The 20,231-nt window shown below is 71.4% G+C and carries 19 protein-coding genes; 12 read left to right on the forward strand and 7 right to left on the reverse strand.

The window, feature by feature from the left end; genetic code table 11:
- Positions 1-725, reverse strand: a 725-nt coding sequence (locus JHAT_RS29080; protein WP_290439822.1) for a carboxyl transferase domain-containing protein, incomplete at its 3' end; no start/stop codon positions are given.
- Positions 726-805: 80 nt separating this feature from the next.
- The gene (locus tag JHAT_RS29085) at positions 806-1,837 is read right to left on the reverse strand and encodes a polyprenyl synthetase family protein (protein ID WP_077801265.1); all 1,032 of its coding nucleotides are present in this window, start codon (positions 1,835-1,837) and stop codon (positions 806-808) included.
- Between the two features lie 473 nt (positions 1,838-2,310).
- Here JHAT_RS29085 and JHAT_RS29090 point away from each other — a divergent pair, with 473 nt between their 5' ends.
- The 4 genes from JHAT_RS29090 to JHAT_RS29105 all read left to right on the forward strand — a co-directional run bounded on the left by JHAT_RS29090 (position 2,311) and on the right by JHAT_RS29105 (position 7,393).
- Positions 2,311-4,413 carry an MMPL family transporter gene (locus JHAT_RS29090; protein ID WP_253195643.1) on the forward strand — a complete coding sequence of 701 codons (2,103 nt, stop codon included), beginning with the start codon at positions 2,311-2,313 and terminating at the stop codon, positions 4,411-4,413.
- Between the two features lie 239 nt (positions 4,414-4,652).
- The gene (locus tag JHAT_RS29095) at positions 4,653-5,474 is read left to right on the forward strand and encodes a response regulator transcription factor (protein WP_143660532.1); all 822 of its coding nucleotides are present in this window, start codon (positions 4,653-4,655) and stop codon (positions 5,472-5,474) included.
- A 139-nt stretch (positions 5,475-5,613) separates the two neighbouring features.
- Complete coding sequence (locus JHAT_RS29100; RefSeq protein WP_077801268.1) at positions 5,614-6,390, forward strand: hypothetical protein; 777 nt, start codon at positions 5,614-5,616, stop codon at positions 6,388-6,390.
- 313 nt (positions 6,391-6,703) lie between these two features.
- On the forward strand, positions 6,704-7,393 hold the full coding sequence (locus JHAT_RS29105) for a hypothetical protein (protein WP_077801269.1): 690 nt from the start codon (positions 6,704-6,706) through the stop codon (positions 7,391-7,393).
- A 7-nt stretch (positions 7,394-7,400) separates the two neighbouring features.
- Here the strand turns inward: JHAT_RS29105 and JHAT_RS29110 are convergent, their stop codons facing one another.
- Positions 7,401-8,204: a response regulator transcription factor gene (locus tag JHAT_RS29110; RefSeq protein WP_077801270.1), complete on the reverse strand. Its 804-nt coding sequence runs from the start codon at positions 8,202-8,204 to the stop codon at positions 7,401-7,403.
- Between the two features lie 85 nt (positions 8,205-8,289).
- Positions 8,290-9,069: a response regulator transcription factor gene (locus JHAT_RS29115; RefSeq protein ID WP_077801271.1), complete on the reverse strand. Its 780-nt coding sequence runs from the start codon at positions 9,067-9,069 to the stop codon at positions 8,290-8,292.
- A 429-nt stretch (positions 9,070-9,498) separates the two neighbouring features.
- Here JHAT_RS29115 and JHAT_RS29120 point away from each other — a divergent pair, with 429 nt between their 5' ends.
- The 4 genes from JHAT_RS29120 to JHAT_RS29135 all read left to right on the forward strand — a co-directional run bounded on the left by JHAT_RS29120 (position 9,499) and on the right by JHAT_RS29135 (position 14,702).
- Positions 9,499-10,260 carry a 4'-phosphopantetheinyl transferase superfamily protein gene (locus JHAT_RS29120; RefSeq protein WP_253195644.1) on the forward strand — a complete coding sequence of 254 codons (762 nt, stop codon included), beginning with the start codon at positions 9,499-9,501 and terminating at the stop codon, positions 10,258-10,260.
- Positions 10,261-10,424: 164 nt separating this feature from the next.
- Positions 10,425-13,223 carry a non-ribosomal peptide synthetase gene (locus tag JHAT_RS29125; RefSeq protein WP_253195645.1) on the forward strand — a complete coding sequence of 933 codons (2,799 nt, stop codon included), beginning with the start codon at positions 10,425-10,427 and terminating at the stop codon, positions 13,221-13,223.
- A 29-nt stretch (positions 13,224-13,252) separates the two neighbouring features.
- Positions 13,253-14,245 carry an NAD(P)-dependent oxidoreductase gene (locus tag JHAT_RS29130; protein WP_077801274.1) on the forward strand — a complete coding sequence of 331 codons (993 nt, stop codon included), beginning with the start codon at positions 13,253-13,255 and terminating at the stop codon, positions 14,243-14,245.
- A 10-nt stretch (positions 14,246-14,255) separates the two neighbouring features.
- Positions 14,256-14,702: a nuclear transport factor 2 family protein gene (locus JHAT_RS29135; RefSeq protein WP_077801275.1), complete on the forward strand. Its 447-nt coding sequence runs from the start codon at positions 14,256-14,258 to the stop codon at positions 14,700-14,702.
- A 77-nt stretch (positions 14,703-14,779) separates the two neighbouring features.
- Here the strand turns inward: JHAT_RS29135 and JHAT_RS29140 are convergent, their stop codons facing one another.
- The 3 genes from JHAT_RS29140 to JHAT_RS29150 are packed head-to-tail and all read right to left on the reverse strand — an operon-like array spanning position 14,780 to position 17,091.
- Positions 14,780-15,280, reverse strand: coding sequence for a hypothetical protein (locus JHAT_RS29140; RefSeq protein ID WP_077801276.1), 501 nt, complete (start codon positions 15,278-15,280; stop codon positions 14,780-14,782).
- 42 nt (positions 15,281-15,322) lie between these two features.
- Positions 15,323-16,111, reverse strand: a complete 789-nt coding sequence (locus JHAT_RS29145) for an ABC transporter permease (protein ID WP_077801277.1) — start codon at positions 16,109-16,111, stop codon at positions 15,323-15,325.
- On the reverse strand, positions 16,108-17,091 hold the full coding sequence (locus tag JHAT_RS29150) for an ATP-binding cassette domain-containing protein (RefSeq protein ID WP_253195646.1): 984 nt from the start codon (positions 17,089-17,091) through the stop codon (positions 16,108-16,110). Before JHAT_RS29150 ends, JHAT_RS29145 begins: the two co-directional genes overlap by 4 nt.
- A 439-nt stretch (positions 17,092-17,530) precedes the next feature.
- Between JHAT_RS29150 and JHAT_RS29155 the strand changes: the two genes are divergently transcribed.
- From JHAT_RS29155 to JHAT_RS29170, 4 genes are all read left to right on the forward strand, one after another.
- Positions 17,531-17,785: a LysR family transcriptional regulator gene (locus JHAT_RS29155; RefSeq protein ID WP_077801279.1), complete on the forward strand. Its 255-nt coding sequence runs from the start codon at positions 17,531-17,533 to the stop codon at positions 17,783-17,785.
- 409 nt (positions 17,786-18,194) lie between these two features.
- A complete protein-coding gene (locus JHAT_RS29160) occupies positions 18,195-19,109 on the forward strand; it encodes a recombinase family protein (protein WP_216353451.1) in 915 nt (304 codons plus the stop codon).
- Positions 19,110-19,299: 190 nt separating this feature from the next.
- A complete protein-coding gene (locus tag JHAT_RS29165) occupies positions 19,300-19,695 on the forward strand; it encodes a 3-hydroxyacyl-ACP dehydratase FabZ family protein (protein ID WP_077801281.1) in 396 nt (131 codons plus the stop codon).
- 26 nt (positions 19,696-19,721) lie between these two features.
- Positions 19,722-20,210 carry a 3-hydroxyacyl-ACP dehydratase FabZ family protein gene (locus JHAT_RS29170; RefSeq protein WP_077801282.1) on the forward strand — a complete coding sequence of 163 codons (489 nt, stop codon included), beginning with the start codon at positions 19,722-19,724 and terminating at the stop codon, positions 20,208-20,210.
- Positions 20,211-20,231: the final 21 nt, after the last annotated feature.

Below are 20,231 nucleotides of genomic sequence, written 5' to 3' on the forward strand. Positions count from 1 at the left end.
ACCTCGGCGAGGCAGGTCTCCTCGTCGTCGTAGGCGAAGTGCGCGACGCCGGAGGTCTCGGCGTGCACGTCGGCGCCGCCCAGCCCGTTCTGGGTGATCTCCTCGCCGGTGACCGCCTTGACCACGTCGGGGCCGGTGATGAACATCTGCGAGGTGTCGCGGACCATGAACACGAAGTCCGTCAGCGCCGGGCTGTAGGCGGCACCGCCCGCGCACGGCCCGAGCATCACGCTGATCTGCGGGATGACCCCGGAGGCCCTGGTGTTGCGGGCGAAGATGCCACCGTAGCCGGCCAGCGCCGAGACGCCCTCCTGGATGCGCGCACCCGCACCGTCGTTGAGGCTCACCAGCGGAGCTCCGGCGGCCAGCGCCATGTCCATGATCTTGTGGATCTTGGTGGCATGGGCTTCGCCGAGCGAGCCGCCGAAGATGCGGAAGTCGTGGGCGTACGTGAAGACCGTGCGGCCGTGCACGGTGCCCCAGCCGGTCACCACGCCGTCGGTGAAGGGCCGTTTGTCCTCCAGGCCGAATCCGGTGGCCCGGTGCCGGCGCAGGGTCTCGACCTCCCGGAAGGAACCTTCGTCGAAGAGCAGCGCGATGCGCTCGCGGACGGTCAGTTTCCCTTTCGCGTGCTGCTGCTCGGTGGCCCTGGCGCTGCCTCGTTCGACCTCTTCCCGGATCCGCCGCAGTTCTGTCGCGCGCGTCGTGCTGTCGTCCAGTTTCATGAGTGGGTCACTCCCTACGTGCCGTGCGAGCGGGTCGCCGGGCGGGTGCCGCCGCCCCCGGCGGGGGGCGCGGGTGCGGGCTATTCCGTGCGGGTGGCCACGACGTCGCACAGGGCTTCCAGGGCACGCAGCGGCGGCCCGGCCGACAGCCCGCGCAGTGCCGAACGGGCCATGTCGAGCCGCTCGTCCCTGAGCGTGCGGGCCCGGTCCATGGCCGCCGATTCCCGCAGGAGGGCCAGCGCCCTGCGGTGGTCCTCACCGGTGACTCCCGCGGGGGAGTCCAGCAGGGCGCGCAGTTCGTCGTCGCGCGGGTCCGCGCCGGTGAGGGCCAGCAGGACGGGGAGGCCGGCCACGCCGACCGAGAGATCCTTGCCCTGCTCCTTGCCGGTCACCGCGGACGGGGAAGTGATGTCCAGCAGGTCGTCGGATATCTGGAACGCCACCCCGAGCTGTTCCCCGTACTCCGCGAGTGCGTGACCGACCTCGGCCGACGCCCCGGACTGGAGCGCGCCCAGCTGCAGCGAGAGGGACAGCAGGGACGCCGACTTGTCCGATACCACGCCGAAGTAGTGAGGCAGCGGGCCGTCGCCCCCCATGGGTCCGAGGAGCTCCAGCATCTGGCCCCGTACCAGGCGCTCGGAGGCCCGCGAGTGCAGCGGCACGGCCTCCCGCACGAGTTCCGCGGAGAGCCGGGCGGACGTGGCCAGGAGCCAGTTGCCCGCCATGACGGCGACGGAGTTGCCCCAGCGGGCGTTGACGCTGGGCACCCCGTGGCGGATGCGGGCCTCGTCCATGACGTCGTCGTGGTGGAGCGAGGCGGCGTGGACGAGCTCGGAGACCACGGCGGCCTCGACGACCCCCGGGGCCCGGGGATCCCCGAACTCGGCCGCCAGGAGGGTGAGCAGGGGCCGCAGCCGCTTTCCGCCCGCTGCGACGAGGTAGCCGACCACGTCGGCCACGTACGGGTCGGTGGCCTGCCCGGCACACTCGGCGAGCCGCTTCTCGACCAGTTCCAGGCCCCCGGACAGCCGCCGCTCCAGCTCGTCCTCCTCCCGCACGACGATCCGGGAAAGCAGCGAACGGACCCGGGTCTTCGTGGCCTGCACGGACATCTGGACATCCACCCCTTCTTCGGGGCGTGTCCCCGTCGTCACGGCCCTCCACGCTGAACCGTAGGAGGGCGGTGTGCGCCGGGCGCGGAGAAATCCGTACCGCTGTCCGCAAGAGGACACGAGGCGATCGAACCGACGCCGTTCCCGCAGGGAGTTCCCGGACTGCTGTCAACAAGCTGTCGGCAATTGCGTTCGGAGCCGTCGATTCCGTGTCGACGCGCAAGACTTGGCGGGCAGCGCCCGGGCCGCGGCCACCCGCCGGGCGGAATCCCGATCCGCCCGTCGTTCATCGTGCGCCGCCTCGGCACCCGGTGTCGTGCAACGCCGTCCGGACACACGGGCGGCCCATGGTGCTGCCCTGCCGCGGACCCGCGGCCCTGCACCGTATCCCTTTCCAAAGGAGCGTCATGTTCGGACGGATAGGACGGTTTTCCGTCAACCGGCCTTGGCTGACCATAGTGTTCTGGATCGTCGTGTCGGTTGCGTTGACCGGCCTGGCCCCCGAGCTGAAATCCAGTACGGACCAGGCCGACTTCCTGCCCTCGCGGTACGAGTCGGCACAGGTCATGAAGATCCAGGAGGAGTCCTTCCCCCAGCAGGAGACCCCGGCAGCGGTCGTGGTCTTCCAGCGCGACGACGGTGCCGCACTGACGGACGCCGACAAGGCCACCGTCGCCAAGGTCACGGAAGGGCTGCAGGCGAAGCGGTACGAGACCTTCGAGAGCGTCACGACCTCGCCCGAGGCGGTGTCGAAGGACGGGAAGATGGCGCTCGCGAGCATCATCTCCACCGAGAAGGACCCGGCGGCCGAGGCCGGGTTCGAATCGCTCCGCCGGCTGCGCACGGACGGCAGGGCCGCGCTCCAGGACACCGGGCTGAAGATGGGCGTCACGGGTCCCGTGGCGCTCATGCTCGATGCCCAGGAGGCGGCCGGTGACACCGATGCGATGATCATGATGGCCACGCTGGTCCTGATCATCGTGCTGCTCGGGGCCATCTTCCGCAGCCCGCTCATCGCCCTCCTGCCGGTGCTGATGATCGCGCTGATGTTCATCACGGCCAACGGCCTGATCGCGACCGCGAGCGAGCTCTTCGGCCTGGAGGCGGACGCCAGCAACTCCGCGATCCTGATCGTGGTGCTGTTCGGCGTGGGATGCGACTACATCCTGTTCCTGCTGTTCCGCTACCGCGAGTACCTGCGGGCCGGGCAGGAGCCCAAGCAGGCCCTCATCGACTCCGTCTCGCGGGTCGGCGAGACCATCGCCTCCGCCGCCGGCGCCGTGATCGTGGCCTTCCTGGGCCTGGTCTTCTCCAGCATGGGCAACATGCGTGCCATGGGCCCCTCGCTGGCGATCGCCGTCGCCGTGACGCTCGTCGCCGCGCTGACCCTGGTGCCCGCGGTCTTCTCGCTGCTGGGCACCAAGGCGTTCTGGCCCTCCAAGGCGTGGAAGCGGACCCCGAGGACCCGGATGGCCGACAGGGCCGGCGACGTCGCCTCCCGGCGCCCCGGCCTGGTCGCCGTCGTCGCCACGGGCCTGCTCGCCGTGCTCGCGGTCGGCGCCTTCGGCTTCAAGCCCGGGTTCGACCAGGAGAGCACGCTGCCCAAGACCCTGGAGTCGATCCGGACCAACGCCGACCTGCAGAAGAGCTTCTCCGCCGGCGAGACCGAACCGAGCCTGGTGTTCGTCAAGGCGAAGGACGGAGGACGGCTCGACAGGGCCGCCCTCGACACCTTCCGCACGTCCATCGCCGCGGTGGACGACGTCGGAGGCGTCGCCCAGCCCGTACTGAGCCCCAAGGGCGATGTCGCCCTGTACAGCGTGGTGCTGAAGTTCCGGCCCTCGTCGGACCAGGCCATCGAGCTGGTCGCCGGGGACCTCCGCGACGCGGTGCACGAGAACGCCCCCGAGGGCACGAAGACACTGGTGGGCGGCAAGACGGCGGTCCTCGCCGACATCGAGGACGCCGTCGAGCACGACTACCGGCTGGTCTTCCCGGTCGCGGCACTCGCCATCATGCTGATCCTCGGTCTGCTGCTGCGCAGCATCGTGGCCCCGCTCTACCTGATGCTCGCCGTCGGCCTCGGTTTCACCGCGACCCTCGGCTCGGCGGTCTACCTGTTCCAGAACATCAGGGGCGAGGAAGGGCTGCTGTTCTCCCTGCCGATCGTCGTGTACCTGTTCGTCGTCGCCATCGGCACCGACTACAACATCCTCATGGTGGCGCGACTGCGCGAGGAGGTGCGCAACGGCCGGTCCACGGCCGACGCCGTGCGCCTCGCCGTCTCCCGGTCGGCACCGACCATCGGTTCGGCGGCCGTCATCCTGGCCGGCACCTTCGGCGTCCTGATGCTCGCCGACAACTCCATGCTCCAGCAGATGGGCTTCGCCGTGGCGTTCGGCATCCTGCTGACCGCGTTCATCATGGCACTGCTCCTGGTGCCGACGCTGACCGCGCTGATCGGCCCGAAGGCATGGTGGCCGGGCAACCGCTCCGGGCACGGTCCCGAGGCACACGAGGATCCCGCCACGGGGCTCCGACAGGAGGAGCCGGCCACCACCGGCAGCCACGTCTAGCCCGGCCTCCGGCAGAACGCGGACGGAAGGACGACGGGCCGGGCGGCATCCTGAAGAGGTGTGCCGCCCGGCCCCTCATGCGTTCTCCGTGCAGACGCGCAGCTTGCTGCCATACGGGGGTTCATGTCCCGGAACGACGGTTAGCCTCCCCCTCGCACCTCGCTCCCCCGGGGAGCTGCCGCTGGACGTGGGTGTCGGGCAGCGGCCGGTGTGACACGACCGAAGGAAGTGGTGAAACGGTGAACCGTCGGTGGGTGGCGTCCGGCCCCCGGCACCAGGGGGGCCTCGCGGAACGCGCGGCCCCGGGCCGCGACGTCGCGGCGAACGGCCTGGAGGCCGCCCTGCTCGAGGCACACCGGCTCGTCGAGTCGGGTCTGTCCACCCATCGTGGCACCCTCATGCCGGGTTCGGCGCAGTGGCCGCCGTCGTCGGACGCCGGGCCGGCGCACACGGACCACGGGGTGGTGCGGTGGGTCGCCCTCGCCCAGTGGTCCGTCGGCATGGTGCTGCCGGACGACGCGGAGCGGATCCGGGCCGTGTCCGCGGCCGTGGAGAACCTCGGCGAGAAGCGCCGCCGGGGGCTCGTCGTCCGGCTGCTGTGCACGTCGGACGCGCCGGACGGCGACATGGTGCGCGCCCTGGCGGGCAGCGGGATGACGTCCTCGACCCGGGTGACGGCGAACGGGGTCCCGGAAGCCGTGATCGTGGACGGAAGGGTGGCGTACCTCCCCGGAGACGGAGCCGGCCTCGGCCGCACCACCCTGCGGAGCCCGGCCGCGGTGCGGGTGCTGGAGTCCCTGTTCGCCGGCGCCTGGGACACGGCCGTGCCCCTGGCCGACCACGACCGCCTGCGCCACCACACCCGCAGCGAGACGGCGCGCGGTGTCCTGAACCATCTCGGCGCGGGACTGACGGACGACGCGGGGGCACGGGAGATGCGGGTTTCGCTGCGCACCTACCGCCGCCACGTCGCGGACCTCATGCGGGCCCTGGAGGCCGGCACACGCTTCGAGGCAGGTGCCCGAGCCGTCGAGCTGGGGCTGGTGCCCTGTCACGGGTGATGCGGCCGTGTACATCGCTGCGTCAGGACCCGCCCGGGGACGAGGGCGGAGTGAGCGCCGTGCGGACCCGTGCGTCAGGGAACAGGAGATCGGGCGGGCCCTCCTCGAGGTCAGTGCCCTGTTGGAGGACACGGTTGCCATGCACCGAGACAGAGAATCCGAAGACGCACTCGTCGCCCCGGTCGAACCGGACGAGACGACGGTGATCGCGACGGCCGAGGAACTGATCGGCCAGGCAAGGGAGTCGGTGGACGTGTGCTTCGCCGAGAACTCCCTCCGCCGCCGGGGCGTCGACGGACTCCTGCGCGCACTGGTGGACGCGCGGGGCGACGCGGTCCGTGTGCGCGTGCTGTCCGCCCGGTCCGCGCCCGGCCGGGACCGGTTCCCCGAACACCTGGACCACCTCGCGGCGCGCGCGTGCTTCGACGTCCGGATCACCCGCGTCCCCCTGGCCGACGCCCTCTTCGTGGACGGGCGGAGCGCTCTCCTGATCGCGGACACGCCCATCGGCCCCCAGGCGTCCGTCACCCGGGGCCCCGGGGTGGTGGGGGCCCTGCACACCCTGTTCACCGCCGTGTGGAACGGTGCCGCTCCCGCGCCCGGCCGGATCGACTGGGGCGAGGGGGCCCGTTCGGAGTTCGTGCGGCGGATCCTGGACTGTCTGCACGCCGGAATGGCGGACGAGCTGGGAGCCCGTGAGCTGTCGGTGTCGATGCGGACGTACCGGCGGTACGTCGCGGAGATCATGGTGGCCCTGGGCGCGAACTCCCGCTTCCAGGCGGGCCTTCGCGCGGCCGAGCTCGGCCTGCTGACCCGGGCGGGGGAGGCCGGCGTCATGCCGGACGGTCTCCGGGCAACCGGGACCGCGGGAGACCCGCCGGCCGGTCTGGCGGGGAGCAATGGCAGCTTCCTGTAAGGGTGCTTGCGGCGGGAACGCCGGTACGACCGAGAATGGGCGCGGAGTTCGGTTTCGCCGGGTCACAGCCCGGTCCCCTGCGGAGAACTCCCGGCTCCGGCCGGCCGACACGCCCCCCGATGCGGCCGACCGGGCCCCGGACCGGGGGCCGTACGCACCCCCCGCCACGGCCCCCGGTCACGCGAGGACAGCGGGGTGACGGCCGGCGCCCGCCGTCACCCGGAAGACGTCCGGAGCGCACCGGAGCCGCTGCGATCCGCGCAGCGGCTCCGCCGCCGACACGTGCCCGATTCATCGAAGGAATCAACCACCCATGAACCGCCGAACGGCAATGACCGCGGCCGCCACCGCCGCACTGGTGTTCCTCACGAGTGGTGCCGCGGTCGCGGCTCCCGCTCAGGACGCCGACGGGACCGCGCAGCCCTGCGGGAGCGTGAGGCTCTCCGGCGAACTCCCGGCACCGCCGGCCGGCCGGGCCGTTCGACAGCAGATCACCATCGGCCCCGACTGCAAGCTCGAGCCGGGCCCGGTCGAGTACGTCGCGGCCTCCGGTGCGGTGAGGCCGGGCACGTCCCCCCGGGCCACCCCGGCGGCCGGCGCGGAGGCCGGCCACCAGGTGCGCAGCTGGAACGAGATGTTCGACTGCTGCACCATCCGGATGACCGGCCTGTACACCACCTCTTCCTGGACCGTGGCCGACGCGCGCGTCACCACCGCCTCCACGACGCCGACCCAGCAGTGGAACCGCGAGCCGTGGGACGCGGGCTGGTCGCTGAAGTCGGCGAGCGGCAAGGACGACTGCACCACGGACTGCCCCGCGGTGAACTCCGAGGCGCACGCCGATTTCACCTACCGCGGGATCTTCGACCCGACGGGCAGTTGGTACGCGAACACCCACCACTCGTACGTCCGGCTGAACGCCGACCTCACGGCGACCTGCACCTTCGACGTGGAACTGAAGCACAGCTTCGTCGGGTGGAACTGGCGGCGCGGCTGCGAGTGAGGCGGGCTCAGCGGCCCGGCGGACCCGTCAGGGGCCGGGCCGCCGAGGACGCCGGCGCCGGGAGCAGACCCAGCTCGGCGGCCCGTACCCCGGCCTGGAAGCGCGAGTTCGCCCCGAGCAGGGACATGATCTCCGCCACGTAGCGCCGGTAGGTCCGCACGGAGACGTTCTGTTCCCGCGCGGCGACCTCGTCGGTGACCCCGGCCTGCAGGGCACCGAGGATGCGCTGGGCCAGTGCGGCGTGGCCGCGGTCGCCGAAGGCGATGCTCTCGGCGGCGGGCACCGCATCGCTCCACACGCTCTGGAAGAAGGTGCCGAGGGCGCGCAGCACCTCCGGCGCCCGAATCACGGAGGACCGGCGTCCGACCGTCGACTCGGCGACCACGAAGGCGGTGCTGCCGTCCACGATCAGTGCCTGCAGCGGGGGGATCCGCGCCACGCGGATCGCCACCGGTCTCTCCCTGCCGAACTGCTCGCGCACGAATTCCTCGTCGAGCAGGGGCGGAATGGTCAGCAGGCGTATGCGGACCTCCTCGGCCACGCCGTGGAGCAGGTCCCGCTCAGCCCGCTCCGACTGCCGCGCGATCCGGTCCGAGACGCTCGGACGCCGTGCGTGGACTATCTCGATGCTGCGGGTGGCCCCGGCGATCAGCTCCTGGGCGGTGTCGAGCACGGTTCCGTAGCCGCCGTCCACGGGGGTGATCAGCTGCTGCTGAACACTGCGGTCTCGGTGGATGGCCACGGACGACTCGATGAGCGCCTGTACTTGGAGCAGGGCCTGCTCCAGTTCGTCCTCGCGTCGATCGGACACGTCTTCTCGCCCTCCCCGTTGGCTTCACGTCGGTGAGTCACCCCGGACACACAGCGGCTCACCGACGCACCGCTGTTTCGCCCGGTCACGCAGACAGCAGACCGAACTCGACCGCACGGACCCCCGCCTGGAAACGGGAGCCGGCGTCGAGCTCCCGCATGATCTCCGCGACGTACCGCCGGTAGGTGCGCAACGACACGTTGATCTCGCGTGCCGCCGCCTCGTCCGTCTGACCCGCGCGCAGCCGTTCCAGGATGCTGCGGACGAGGTCCGTGCGCAGGCGCGGGCTGAGCTGCAGATGGTCCGCGAGCTTCCGGCCGCCGGCCCAGGCGCCGGCGAAGAACAGCTCCAGGGCACGGACCGCGCCCGCATCGTTCACGATGGCGAATTGGCCGCCGGAGGCGGGGCCGTCGGAGGGGACGAGTGCCGTCATGCCGTCGACCACGAGGATCCCGCGCAGCTCGCTGTCGGAGACCCGCACGTCCAGCCGCGGTCCGGGAAGCCGGTGGAGCCGGTCGGCCGAGACGTCCGCGGCCTCGGTCGTGCACAGCACGCGCACGGTCGCCCGGGCGGGACCCCTGCTCAGCAACCGCAGGACGGACTCGGTGAACTCGCCCGGTCCGGTGAGCACGATCACGACGGAGTGGCGCCCCCGGGCGATCAGTCGCTCCATGGCGTCACCCAGCTGAGCACCGCTGTTGCGCGCGACCGGCGAAGGCACCACCAGGCGCCGGCGGTGCATCGAGACCGTGGATTCGATCAATGATCTGGCCTGCAGCAGTGCGTGTTCCAGATGGGCGGCGTGCTCCCCGGCCGCCCACTCCTCCGTCGTGTCGGGTTTCAGCAGATCAACTACCGCGTCCATTTCCTGTATCCCCCGTTGAGTCGCTCAGGTCCTGTCTGCTGTCGCGCCCGTGTTCTGCACCGGCCGGCCGCATGGGAAATCATCCTGAGCCGCGTAATTGGTTGCAGATTAAAGGAGCTTGGAACCCGTGGTTGTCACCGGCGGGACAGCAGTCAACTTGAACGGCTAGACACTAGATCGAGTGTTCAGATCGAGTCAACTGAACTGCGATCGACATCGCGTGGGTGTAGTGCAATAGGCAGAAGCCGAGTCCGCTGCAGAGTCGGTCTTCGGCCGGTGTCAGTAAGTTGCAGCGCCATCCCGGAAGCGGTAGCTCCCCTTACCGTTTCGGTCACTCACCGCTCCTGATGTATGACGTACGGCAGCACAACTGACCGCTAGAGGTCAAAAGTTGGCTCCTATCGTCACCTTCCTGTCTACGGTGACGAGGTGACCACGATCCGCACACAAGTCCCACCCGTCCCTCCCGCACCACTACCACACGCCGACACCCCCGATGTCCGGGTGTGGTGGTGGCGCATTCCGGACGGCGCGTTCAGCTCGTCGGACCTCGCCCTGCTCGACCGTGCGGAAATGGAAAACGCACATCGAAAGAAATCAGCCAACGCGGCGGCGGAGTACATCACCTGCCGGGCGACCGTGCGTCGCCTACTGGCGGGGATGCTCCAGGCGCCGTTCAGCGAGATTTCACTGGGCCGCAAACCGTGTCCGGAATGCGGGTCGGCGGAGCACGGACCACCCGCCGTTCTGACTCCGGCATCGGGCCGGCATCTCCATATCTCGCTCTCCCGCAGCAGGGGCCTGGGCATGCTGGCGGTGTCCGGCCTGCCCGTGGGGATCGACGTCGAAAGGGAACGCGACCGGTGCTCCGCGGAACTGGTCGACAAGGTGCTCGGTCCGCGCGAGCGTGCGATCGTCCTCGCCGCCCCCGAGCCCGTTCGCACACGCGAATTTCTACGTTGCTGGACCCGTAAGGAAGCCGTGCTCAAGGCGGTCGGGATCGGCATCGTCACCGTGCTGTCCGAGCTGGAGACCCACGCGGGGGTCCCGGGCCCGGTCGAGGTGACCGCCGACGCGCTGGGCTCCGTCTCGGCATGGCAGGTCAGGGACGTGGAGGTCCCCGGCGGCTGGACCGCGTCGATCGCGCTGCCCGCCGGCGCCGACGGGGACGTCACGGTCCGTCCCGTCTGACCCCGTCCGGCCCCGCCCTCCCCGGGGGGGCTCCCGCACGGCGTCACCGACGCCGACGCCGTCCCGCCCCGACGGCGGCACCACGCTTTTCCGTTCATCCCACCCTTCGTCGACGGCCGGGCTCGTCACGCCCCCGTCACGTCCCGAGGCAACGGAGAGACTCCTTGAGCACCGCAGCACCACGGACTGTCGCCGACCTGCTCCTGCACGCCGCCCGGCGTCACCCCGATTCGGGCCTCCGCTACTGCCCGCAGGGTTCGGGACCCGGATTCCACGACCAGAGCCACACCGAGCTGCTGGACGACGCCCTGCGGCTGCTCACCACCCTGCGGAGACAGGGACTGCGGCCCCAGGACAAGGTCGTGCTGATCCTCGAGCGGCCCCGGGAGTTCATCACCGCCTTCTGGGCGGCCGTCCTGGGGGGCTTCGTGCCGTGCCCCATGGCGCCGCTGCGCGGCGACCGCGGGCGCTGGACCACCCAGCTGGCCCACGTCGACACGCTGCTCGACCACCCGCTCGTCGTCACCAGCGCCACACTGGCCGAGGAACTCCCGCCGGTGGACCGCGCCCTCACCCTCCGCCTCGACCGGCTGTCCGCCGAGGAACCCGCACGGCCGTACGGCGCCGCGCCCCAGGACACCGCGGTCCTCGTGCTGACCTCGGGTTCGACGGGACACTCCAAGGCCGTCATGCTCAGCCACGCCAACCTGCTGGCCTCGATGGCCGGCAAGAACGGCCACCACCGGCTCACCGCGGCCGACACCACCTTGAACTGGGTCTCCTTCGACCACGTGGCCGCCCTCCTGGAGTGCCACCTGCTTCCGCTGTCCACCGGCAGCCGGCAGCTCCACGTGGAGGCACCGGTGGTCCTCGGGGAGCCGCTGGAGTTCCTCAGGCTCATATCGCGGCACGGCGTCACGATGACCTTCACGCCCAACTTCCTGCTGGGCCTCCTCACCTCCGCGGCGGACGGCCTGAAGGAAGCGGGGGAGGAACTCGACCTGTCCCGGCTGCGCCAGATCATCAGCGGCGGCGAGGCCGTGGTCTGCGCCACCGGAGAAGCCTTCCTCGACACGTTCGCGCCCTACGGCCTGGCCCGCGACGTCCTGTGGCCCGCCTTCGGCATGACCGAGACCTGCGCGGGCAGCGTCTACTCCCGGGCGGCGTTCCCCGACATCGACCGCGGCCGGGAGTTCGCCGGTCTCGGCACCCCGATCGAGGGCGTGCGCATCCGGATCGCGGACCCCGACGACCGCGAGGTCCCCGAGGGCCGGCTGGGCGAACTCCAGCTCACCGGGCCCGTGCTCACCCGCGGCTACTACAACAACGAGCAGGCCACCCGCGAGGCGTTCACCGCCGACGGCTGGTTCCGCAGCGGCGACCTGGGGCGCATCGACGCAGGCCGGCTGACCCTCGTGGGCCGCAGCAAGGACAGCATCATCGTCAACGGCTCCAACTACTTCAGCCACGAGATCGAGACCGCCCTGGAGACCCTCGACGGGGTGGCCGCGTCCTACGTCGCGGCCTTCCCCGTCCGCCCGGCCGGCAGTGACACCGAGCAGGTGGTGATCGCCTTCCACCCGGAGGTCCCGGCCGACGACGACGCCGCGCTGTACCGGGTGCTGACCGCCGTCCGCGGCACCGTGGTCGCCCACTGGGGATTCCGGCCCGCACTCGTCCTGCCCCTGCCCGGGGCCGCCTTCCCCAAGACCAGCCTCGGCAAGATCCAGCGGTCCCTGATGCGCGACCGGCTCGAATCCGGCGCGTACGACGCGCAGCAGCGGGCCGTCGCCGAACTCGCCGCGCGCATGCTCGGCGGCCACACCGCGCCCGAGGGGGCGATCGAGCAGGCCGTGGCGGAGGTGTACGCCGAGATGTTCGACATCGCCCCCGGCTCCGTCAGCGCCACCGCCAACTTCTTCGAGCTGGGCGGAACCTCCCTGGACATCCTGAGACTGCGCAGCAAGCTGGCCCGGCGGCTCGGCGGCGACGGTCCGGAGATCATCACGGTCCTGAGGGCCCCGACGGTCCGCGCCCTGGCGGCCCGGCTCGCCGAACGCGAACTGCCCGGCGGCCCCGAGGAGTACGACCCGATCGTGCCCCTGCAGACCGGCGGCGACAAGACCCCGCTGTTCTGTGTGCACCCGGGCGTCGGCGAAGTCCTGGTCTTCGTCAACCTCGCCAAGTACTTCGTCGGCGACCGGCCGTTCTACGCCCTGCGCGCCCGGGGCTTCAACGAGGGCGAGAAGCCCTTCGCGACCTTCGACCAGATGGTCGACTCCTACGTGGACGCCATCCGGGCACGCCAGCCGCACGGCCCCTACGCCGTCGCCGGCTACTCCTTCGGCGCCGCGGTCGCCTTCGAGATCGCCAAGGTGCTCCGCTCCCGGGGCGAACGGGTCGACTTCGTCGGCAGCTTCAACCTGCCGCCCCACATCAAGTACCGCATGGAGGAACTCGACTTCGTCGAGACCGCCGCCAACCTGGCCTTCTTCCTCGGGCTGATCGACAAGCGGCAGGCACAGGAGTTCCCCGCCCTGCTGCGGGACCTGCCCGTGGAGGAGCAGCTCCGGCGTCTGCTGGAGGCGGCCTCGCCGCAGCGGATGGCCTCCCTCGAGCTCGACGGCGAACGGTTCCGGGACTGGGCGGAGCTGGCCGACTCCCTCACCGACCTGGGCCGCGGTTACGAGCCGAGCGGCACGGTGGACTCCGTCAGCGTCTTCTACGCGATCCCGCTGCGCGGGACCAAGGAGGACTGGCTGGCCGACGAACTGCGCCGATGGGACGAGCACACCACCGGCCCGAACCGCTACATCGAGGTGCCCGGCGAGCACTACACCCTCATGGGCCCCCAGCACGTCGCCTCCTTCCAGGCGATTCTGCGCGGGGAACTCGACCGGGCCCTGGCGGACGCCGACCGGACCGCCGCGGAGGCGGCCGCGGCCCTGCGCCACGACCACTGACCCGCCCGTACCGAACTGGGGAACCGACCATGAAGCACACGACGGGGGAATCCCCGACCACGCGTCCGAAGGGCCGGACGACGTCCGTCAGAGGAAAGAAGATCCTCGTGACCGGAGGCACCGGCCAGGTGGCCCGGCCGGTGGCCGAGGCGCTGGCCGAGCACAACGAGGTCTGGTGTCTGGGACGGTTCGGCGCACCGGGCGTCGAGCGGCAGCTCAACGAGCGGTCCATCACCACCCGGTACTGGGACATGGACGACCCGTCGGGCACGGCGCTCGCCGAGGTGCCGGACGACTTCACGCACGTCATCCACTCCGCCGTACGCCGTGGCGAGGACGGCGACTTCAACGCCGCCGCGGAGGTCAACGCGGTGGCCGCCGGCCGGCTGATGACCCACTGCCGCCGTGCCGAGGCATTCCTCCACGTGTCGACCGGCGCCGTGTACGCCCGGCAGTCCCTGGACCACCGCTACACGGAGACCGACCCCGTCGACGCGGCCGCCGACTGGCTGCCCGCGTACCCCGTGGCGAAGCTCGCGGCCGAGGGCGCGGTGCGCGCGTTCGCCCAGGTGCTGGGCCTGCCCACCACCATCGCGCGGCTGAACATCGCCTACGGGCCCGGCGGTTACGGCGGGGTGCCGATGCTCTACTTCAAGCGCATGCTCGCCGGCGAGCCCATCGCGGTCCCCCCGACCGGACAGAACTGGTGTTCGCTGTTGCACACCGACGACCTGGTGGCCCAGGTGCCCCACCTGTGGGCGGCCGCCGAGACCCCCGCACGGCTCGTCAACTGGGGCGGGGACGAAGCGGTCGGCATCACCGACTGCATCCGCTTCATGGAGGAGCTGACCGGCGTCGAGGCGAACCTCGTACCGAGCCCGGTGACCCGTGAGACCTACCAGTTCGACCCCGGCCTGCGCCGGGCGCTGACCGGTCCCTGCACGGTCGGCTGGCGGGACGGCATCCGCCGCACCCTCGAAGCCCACTTCCCCGGCCACGTCCGCCGGTCCGTCCACCTCTGAGGAGCGAACGATGTCCCCGTCCCTGCACCCCCACCCCGCGGCGACCCCCCTCGCCACCGGCCCCTCGGCCCACCTCGCGCTGATCCGGAAGGCGTACGAGGCGTTCCGCGACCACGACGTCGAAGCCCTGCTCGACGTCCTCGCCCCGGACGTCCACTGGGTCCACCCCGACGGCATGTCCGACTACGGACTGGGCGGCACCGAGATCGGCCACGAGGGCGTCAAGGACTTCCTGTCCCGGGTGCCGCGCGTCCTGGGGGGCATGCGGCTGTATCCGCAGGAGTTCCTGGAGTCGGGCGACCGCGTCGTGGTCCTCGGGCTCCGTGACGTCACCTCGGTGCACGGACGGACCGAGCGGCTGAGGTTCGTGCACTCCTGGACGGTGAGCGAGGGCCGCGCCACCCGGATGGAGGACATCTTCGACACCGTCGCCCTCCGCCGGCTCATCGAGAGCTGACGTCCCGTCCGCAACGGGAGAGAACCGGTCGGTCCGCCGGGTCGGGAGCGTGTCCCCGACCCGGCGGACCGACCTCGTCACGTCTCGAGCCTGCGGCGGACGGCGTGCAGGATCTCCCGGCGGACCAGCCCGGCGGGAAGCCGGATCAGGGCCCAGTACCCGCGGAACCGCCGCCGGGCCGACTCGTCGGCGCCGAACACCCGGGTCTCCGTGCTCAGCACGCCGTCCGCGTAGCGGAAGCTGAAGGCGACCTTGGTCGACCGCGGCTCCGCATAGGCGAGGAACCACTCCAGCCGTGCGCCGCCCTCGTCCTCGGGGAACGGCTCGCCCCCCGAGACCGCGGCCATCACCAGCTCCCGGCCGGTACGGCTCAGCTCCACGAAGCCGCCGGCCAGGAACTCCTCCAGCACGGGCCGGTCCGGATCGCGGCGTACCCGGCCGAAGGACGCCACCCGCAGCAGCGAGCTGAACAGCGGCACCTCCGACCACGTGACCTGGGAGACCGCCCGCAGGACGCCCTCACCGGTCCCGGCGACCCGGACCCGGTGAGGGCGCTTGCGGAAGTGCCACTGCGGCATCGCCTCGTCCAGACGCGTCGGAGCACTCTCCCGAGCAGGCATTCAGCGGGCCGTGGCCTTGCCGAAACCGCGGATCGCGGCGGGGACGACCACCACGAAGAGCACGGCCAGGGCCACGAGCGCCACCACGCCGGGGTGCTCGGCGGCGAAGCCGTCCCCCCTGGCCGTGGTCGAGTTGCCCCACAGCCGGCGGCACTCGTCGGTCACCGCGGTCAGCGGGTTCCACTGGGCGATCGCACGGAGCCAGCCCGGCAGACCGTCGAGGGGGATGAAGGCGCTCGAGAGGAACATGAACGGCATGACGATCACGAACCCGAGGGAATTGACCGCCTCACCGCTGCGCAGCGCCAGACCGAGGAGCGCACCGCCCCAGATGGCGGCGAATCCCAGCAGGAGGAGCAGGCCGAAGCCGGCCGCGTTGTTCCAGAAGCCGCCGTGGATCCGCCAGCCGATCGCGTACCCGACCACGGACATGACGACGCAGGCGATGGCGGACAGCAGCAGGTCGGAAACGGTCCGCCCGATGAGGACCGCGGACCGGGACATGGGGAGGGACCGGAAGCGGTCCATCAGCCCGTTGTTCAGGTCCTCGCAGATTCCCACACCGGTGGTCGTCATGCCGGCGATCATGACCTGGCAGAAGACCCCCGCCATGAAGTACTCGCGGTACTCGACGCCCGGAACCTCCATGGCGCTGCCGAGCACGTACCCGAAGGCCAGGACGAAGGCCACGGGCATGACGGTGACGGAGAGCAGCTTCTGCGGAACCCGGCGGATGTGCCGGATGTGCCGGCCGATCAGGGCCCAGCCGTCGACGATGACCTCACTCATGCCGCACTCTCCGATTCCGGGTCGGTCTCCGCGTCCTGGGCGCGTGTGCTGTGTCCCGTCAGGCCGAGGAACACGTCGTCGAGGGAGGGCTTGCGCAGGCTGAAGTCGACGATCCGCGCGCTCTCGCCCTTGAGCGCCGCGACCGCGGCCGCGACCGTCTCGATACCGCCGTCGACGGGGACGGACACGCGCCGGCCGCCCTCACCGATGACGGCCGAACCCATGCCCCACTCGCTCAGCGCCCGTGCGACGTCCCGGGCGCGCGACGGGTCGTCGACGGTCACCTCCAGGCGTTCGCCGCCGACGCTGACCTTCAGCTCGTCGGGCGTGCCCTCGGCGATGACCCGGCCGCCGTCGAGCACGACGATGCGATCGGCGAGCTGGTCCGCCTCCTCGAGGTACTGGGTGGTCAGCAGGACCGTCGCACCGCGGGCGGCCTGCTCGCGCACGAGCTCCCACATGGCGATGCGGTTGATCAGGTCCAGGCCGGTCGTGGGTTCGTCGAGGAACACCACCGGCGGGTCGGCGAGCAGACACGCCGCCAGGTCCAGCCGCCGGCGCATGCCGCCGGAGTACGTCTTGACCTGGCGGTCCGCCACGCCGGTCAGGCCGAACCGTTCCAGCAGGTCGTCGACCCGGCTGCGGACGGTACGGCGGCCCAGGTGGTAGAGGGTGCCGATCAGCCGGAGGTTCTCCATGCCGGTCAGCCGCTCGTCGACCGCCGCGTACTGTCCCGCCAGGCCGATGTTGCGCCGGACCTCCTTGGCCTGCTTGACCACGTCCAGGCCCACGATCCGGCAGCTGCCGGAGTCGGGCCGCAGCAGGGTCGTCAGCAGCCGGACCGTGGTGGTCTTGCCGGAGCCGTTCGGCCCCAGCAGGCCCAGGATCGTGCCCCGGGGGACCGCGAGGTTCAGTGCGTCCAGCGCCTTGTGGCGTTCGTAGCTCTTGGAAAGGTCGTGCGTCTCTATGGCGTACTCCACGCCAGCCTCCTCGCGCAGTTGGGGACATGCGGCAACCGAAAGCGCGACGGAAAGCCCCGTCCCCCTCCGCGGGGCGGCACGCGGTGGCGAGGCCGGCGGATCGACGCCATCAGTGACAGTCACGCCAGACCGGCAGTCAGCCGGCATCGGCAGGACGGTACGCGGTCCGGGGGGCGTTCTCGATCCCACTGTGAAGACTTCGATATGGCGGGCGGTCCCGCCCACGACGGGGGATGCCGCGGTCGCCGGACGGCAGACCGACGGCGGGCCGCGAAGGGCCTCCGGGTCACTTATAACACCCCCGGCGACCGCCGATGACCTCCCTACACCTTCCTGCACCGTTCCGCCTCGGTGATGCCGGCGGCCGCGAAGATGGCGTCGACACGGTGGACACAGAGGCTTTCTCGTCCACGGACAGCGATGTTGAGGAGAGTCGGTCATGCACGAACGTGAGCTCCGCGCCTTCGTCTCGATCGCGGAGATCGGAAGAATGGATCAGGCCGCCAAGCACCTGGGCTATTCCCAGCCGGCCGTCAGCTACCAGATCAAGAGCCTGGAGCAGACGCTCGGCACCAGGCTGTTCGACCGGGACTCGACGGGCGCCCGGCTCACCCGCGAGGGCCGCATGATCCTGCCCTCGGCGCGGGCCATGCTCTCCCTGTTCGAGAGCATCAAGAGCGTCGTCAGCGCCTGACCCGGCTCCGCTCCGGGCGCGGGCCCGGGCGGAGCCGTGCGGCCGCACCCGCCCCACCTGTGGTTCCAGGCTTTGAAACTGGAGTGGCCCGGGACCTGACGAGGCGGCCAGACTCCGGGCGTCGGAGCGAGCGGACATCCGCCGCCGAAGCCTTGCGGGGGCCTCCCGAACCGGGGGGACCACCACCGTCCGCCGAGCGTCACCACCGGGGGCCACCCCGTCGATGGCACTTTGTGGACACGAAATTCGCCGGGTCCACCACCCACGCCTAGCGTTGAGCGCTCGACGGGGGGTCGGCAGGGGCACCGTGGACCTGCATCGCATCCGGGCCGGGAACGAGCATTCCCGCGCCCTCTCGGACGCACACCAGACGCAGCTTGCCCCTCGACAGCGGCAAGGGAGGGACGGTATGAGCATGTCGTCGGCGGGTTCGGCTCGATCACCGCAGCCCCGTGTGTCCGGGGCACAGGCCCTGACCGTCCCGCGTGCCCCGAGGCTGCGGGGCCGTCCTCCCTTCGGCTACCGCGCGTCCCGCGGGCCGGGCGGGACGGGGCACGCGGTCGTCCCCGACGAGGGCGCCGCCGTGGTGGTCCGCCGGATATTCGACGAGTACCTCGACGGCCGGGGACTCCAGGACATCGCCGAAGGACTGACCGCCGACGGCATTCCCAGCCCCAGTGCCCGCGGCTGCCGTGCGGGCGACCGCACGCCGGCGTGGTCCAAAGGCACCGTACGGTCGATCCTGGTGAACCCGCGCTACGCGGCCGGGGACGGCCGGGCGAACGGACTCGCGCCGATCGTGCCGGCCGACGTGAGGGACCGTGTCACCGAGCTGTTCGAGGCCCGGCGGACCCCGTCCGGATCCTCCCGGCCGTCCGAGCGGACCTACGTCCTGCGGGGCCTGGTGCGCTGCACGTGGTGCAACCGGCTGATGCAGGGCACCCGCAACAACGGCGAGCACTACTACCGTTGCCGCGTTCCCGGCGGCTTCGACCGGGCCGGGCAGGCCGAGCACCCCCGCAACGTCTACCTGAGGGAGCAGGCCGCCGTCGGTGCCCTGGTCTCCTGGCTGGGGCGGGTGTGGACGCCCGCCCGGGTGATGCGGCTGACCGGGCACGACTTCTCCGCGACCGAGGTGCGCCACGCGGTCCACCACGTCGGCGTCCGACTGCACGCGCTGCCCGAGGTGCCGGGCGAGGAGCATGCCGCACTGTTCCGCTCCCTGGGGCTGCACCTGGCCTACACGAACACCTCCCGCACCCTGAACGTGAAGGTCGCCATCGGCAGCGAGGGCCCGTCGGTGAGCGGGGCGCTGCGCCTGTGAACCGTCGTGCCCGTCGCCGGCCGGCCCTGCTGCCGGCGGTGCTCCACCCCTGACCGCGTCACGCCCTCGGCCGTGCCGCGTCCCTGCCCCCCGTGCCCGCCGCGCCTCCGGTCGCGTGGCCCTCGACCGCGCGGCCGCCCCGACCGCGGCGCCCGCCGGCTCGGCACCCCCTGAGAAGAAGGAGCAACCGATGTCCGCCGTCACCCTGTTGCCGGAGGAGACCCTGCAGCGCCTGGACGACACCGGAATCACCCTGAGCGTGACGGTCGAACCGCAGGCGCCGGTGTTCGCCGGGCACTACCCCGGCTTCCCCCTGCTGCCGGGAGTGTTCCTCCTCGACCTGGCCGAACGCGCCGTGCGGCGGTTCGCCGCCGGCCACGGCCGCAGGCTGGAGCTGGAGGCCATCGCGACGACGCGCTTCCTCTCCCCGGTGCTCCCCGGCGCCGAGGTCGTCGTCGACTGCACCGTCAAGGCGGGGGAGGGGGCGCTGCGCACGGTGACCGCGCGCTGCACGGCCGACGGCGTCAAGGCGGCCACCTTCCGCCTGCGCCACCGGGAGCTCCAGCGGATCGCACACCCACAGTAGAACCGCATCGGAAAGGCAGGCCGCACATGTCCGGCACATTCGGACCCGGAACGGCGAAATCGCTTATCCCGCACCGATACCCGATCCTGCTGGTGGACCGGGTCCTCGAGGTCGAGGCGGGCCGGAGCATCTCCACCGTCAAGGCCGTCACCTGCAATGAACCCTGGTACCAGGATATTCCGGAGGAAGCGGCGGACGACGACTACGCCTACCCCACCGCGCTGGTCATCGAGTCCTGGTGCCAGAGCGCCGCACTGCTCGGGGCGCACGGCGCTCCGGAAGGCACTGCGGAGGGAGACGTCGTCCTGTTCGGCGGCATCTCCGAAGTGGAGGTCCACGGCCGCGCGTACCCCGGTGACGTGGTCCGCCACGAGGTGAAACTGCTTCAGGAGACGGCGGGGGCGACGTTCTTCGAGGGCACGTCCTCGGTCGACGGCGAGCCGCTGCTGACCGTCGGCCGAGCGGTGACGCTCGTCAGGCCGGCCTCCTCGCTGGACGCCGCGACCTCGCGCTGAACCGGCCGGTTCCACCCGTAC

The organism is Streptomyces sp. JHA26 (genome assembly GCF_002005565.1).
GTDB lineage: Bacteria > Actinomycetota > Actinomycetes > Streptomycetales > Streptomycetaceae > Streptomyces.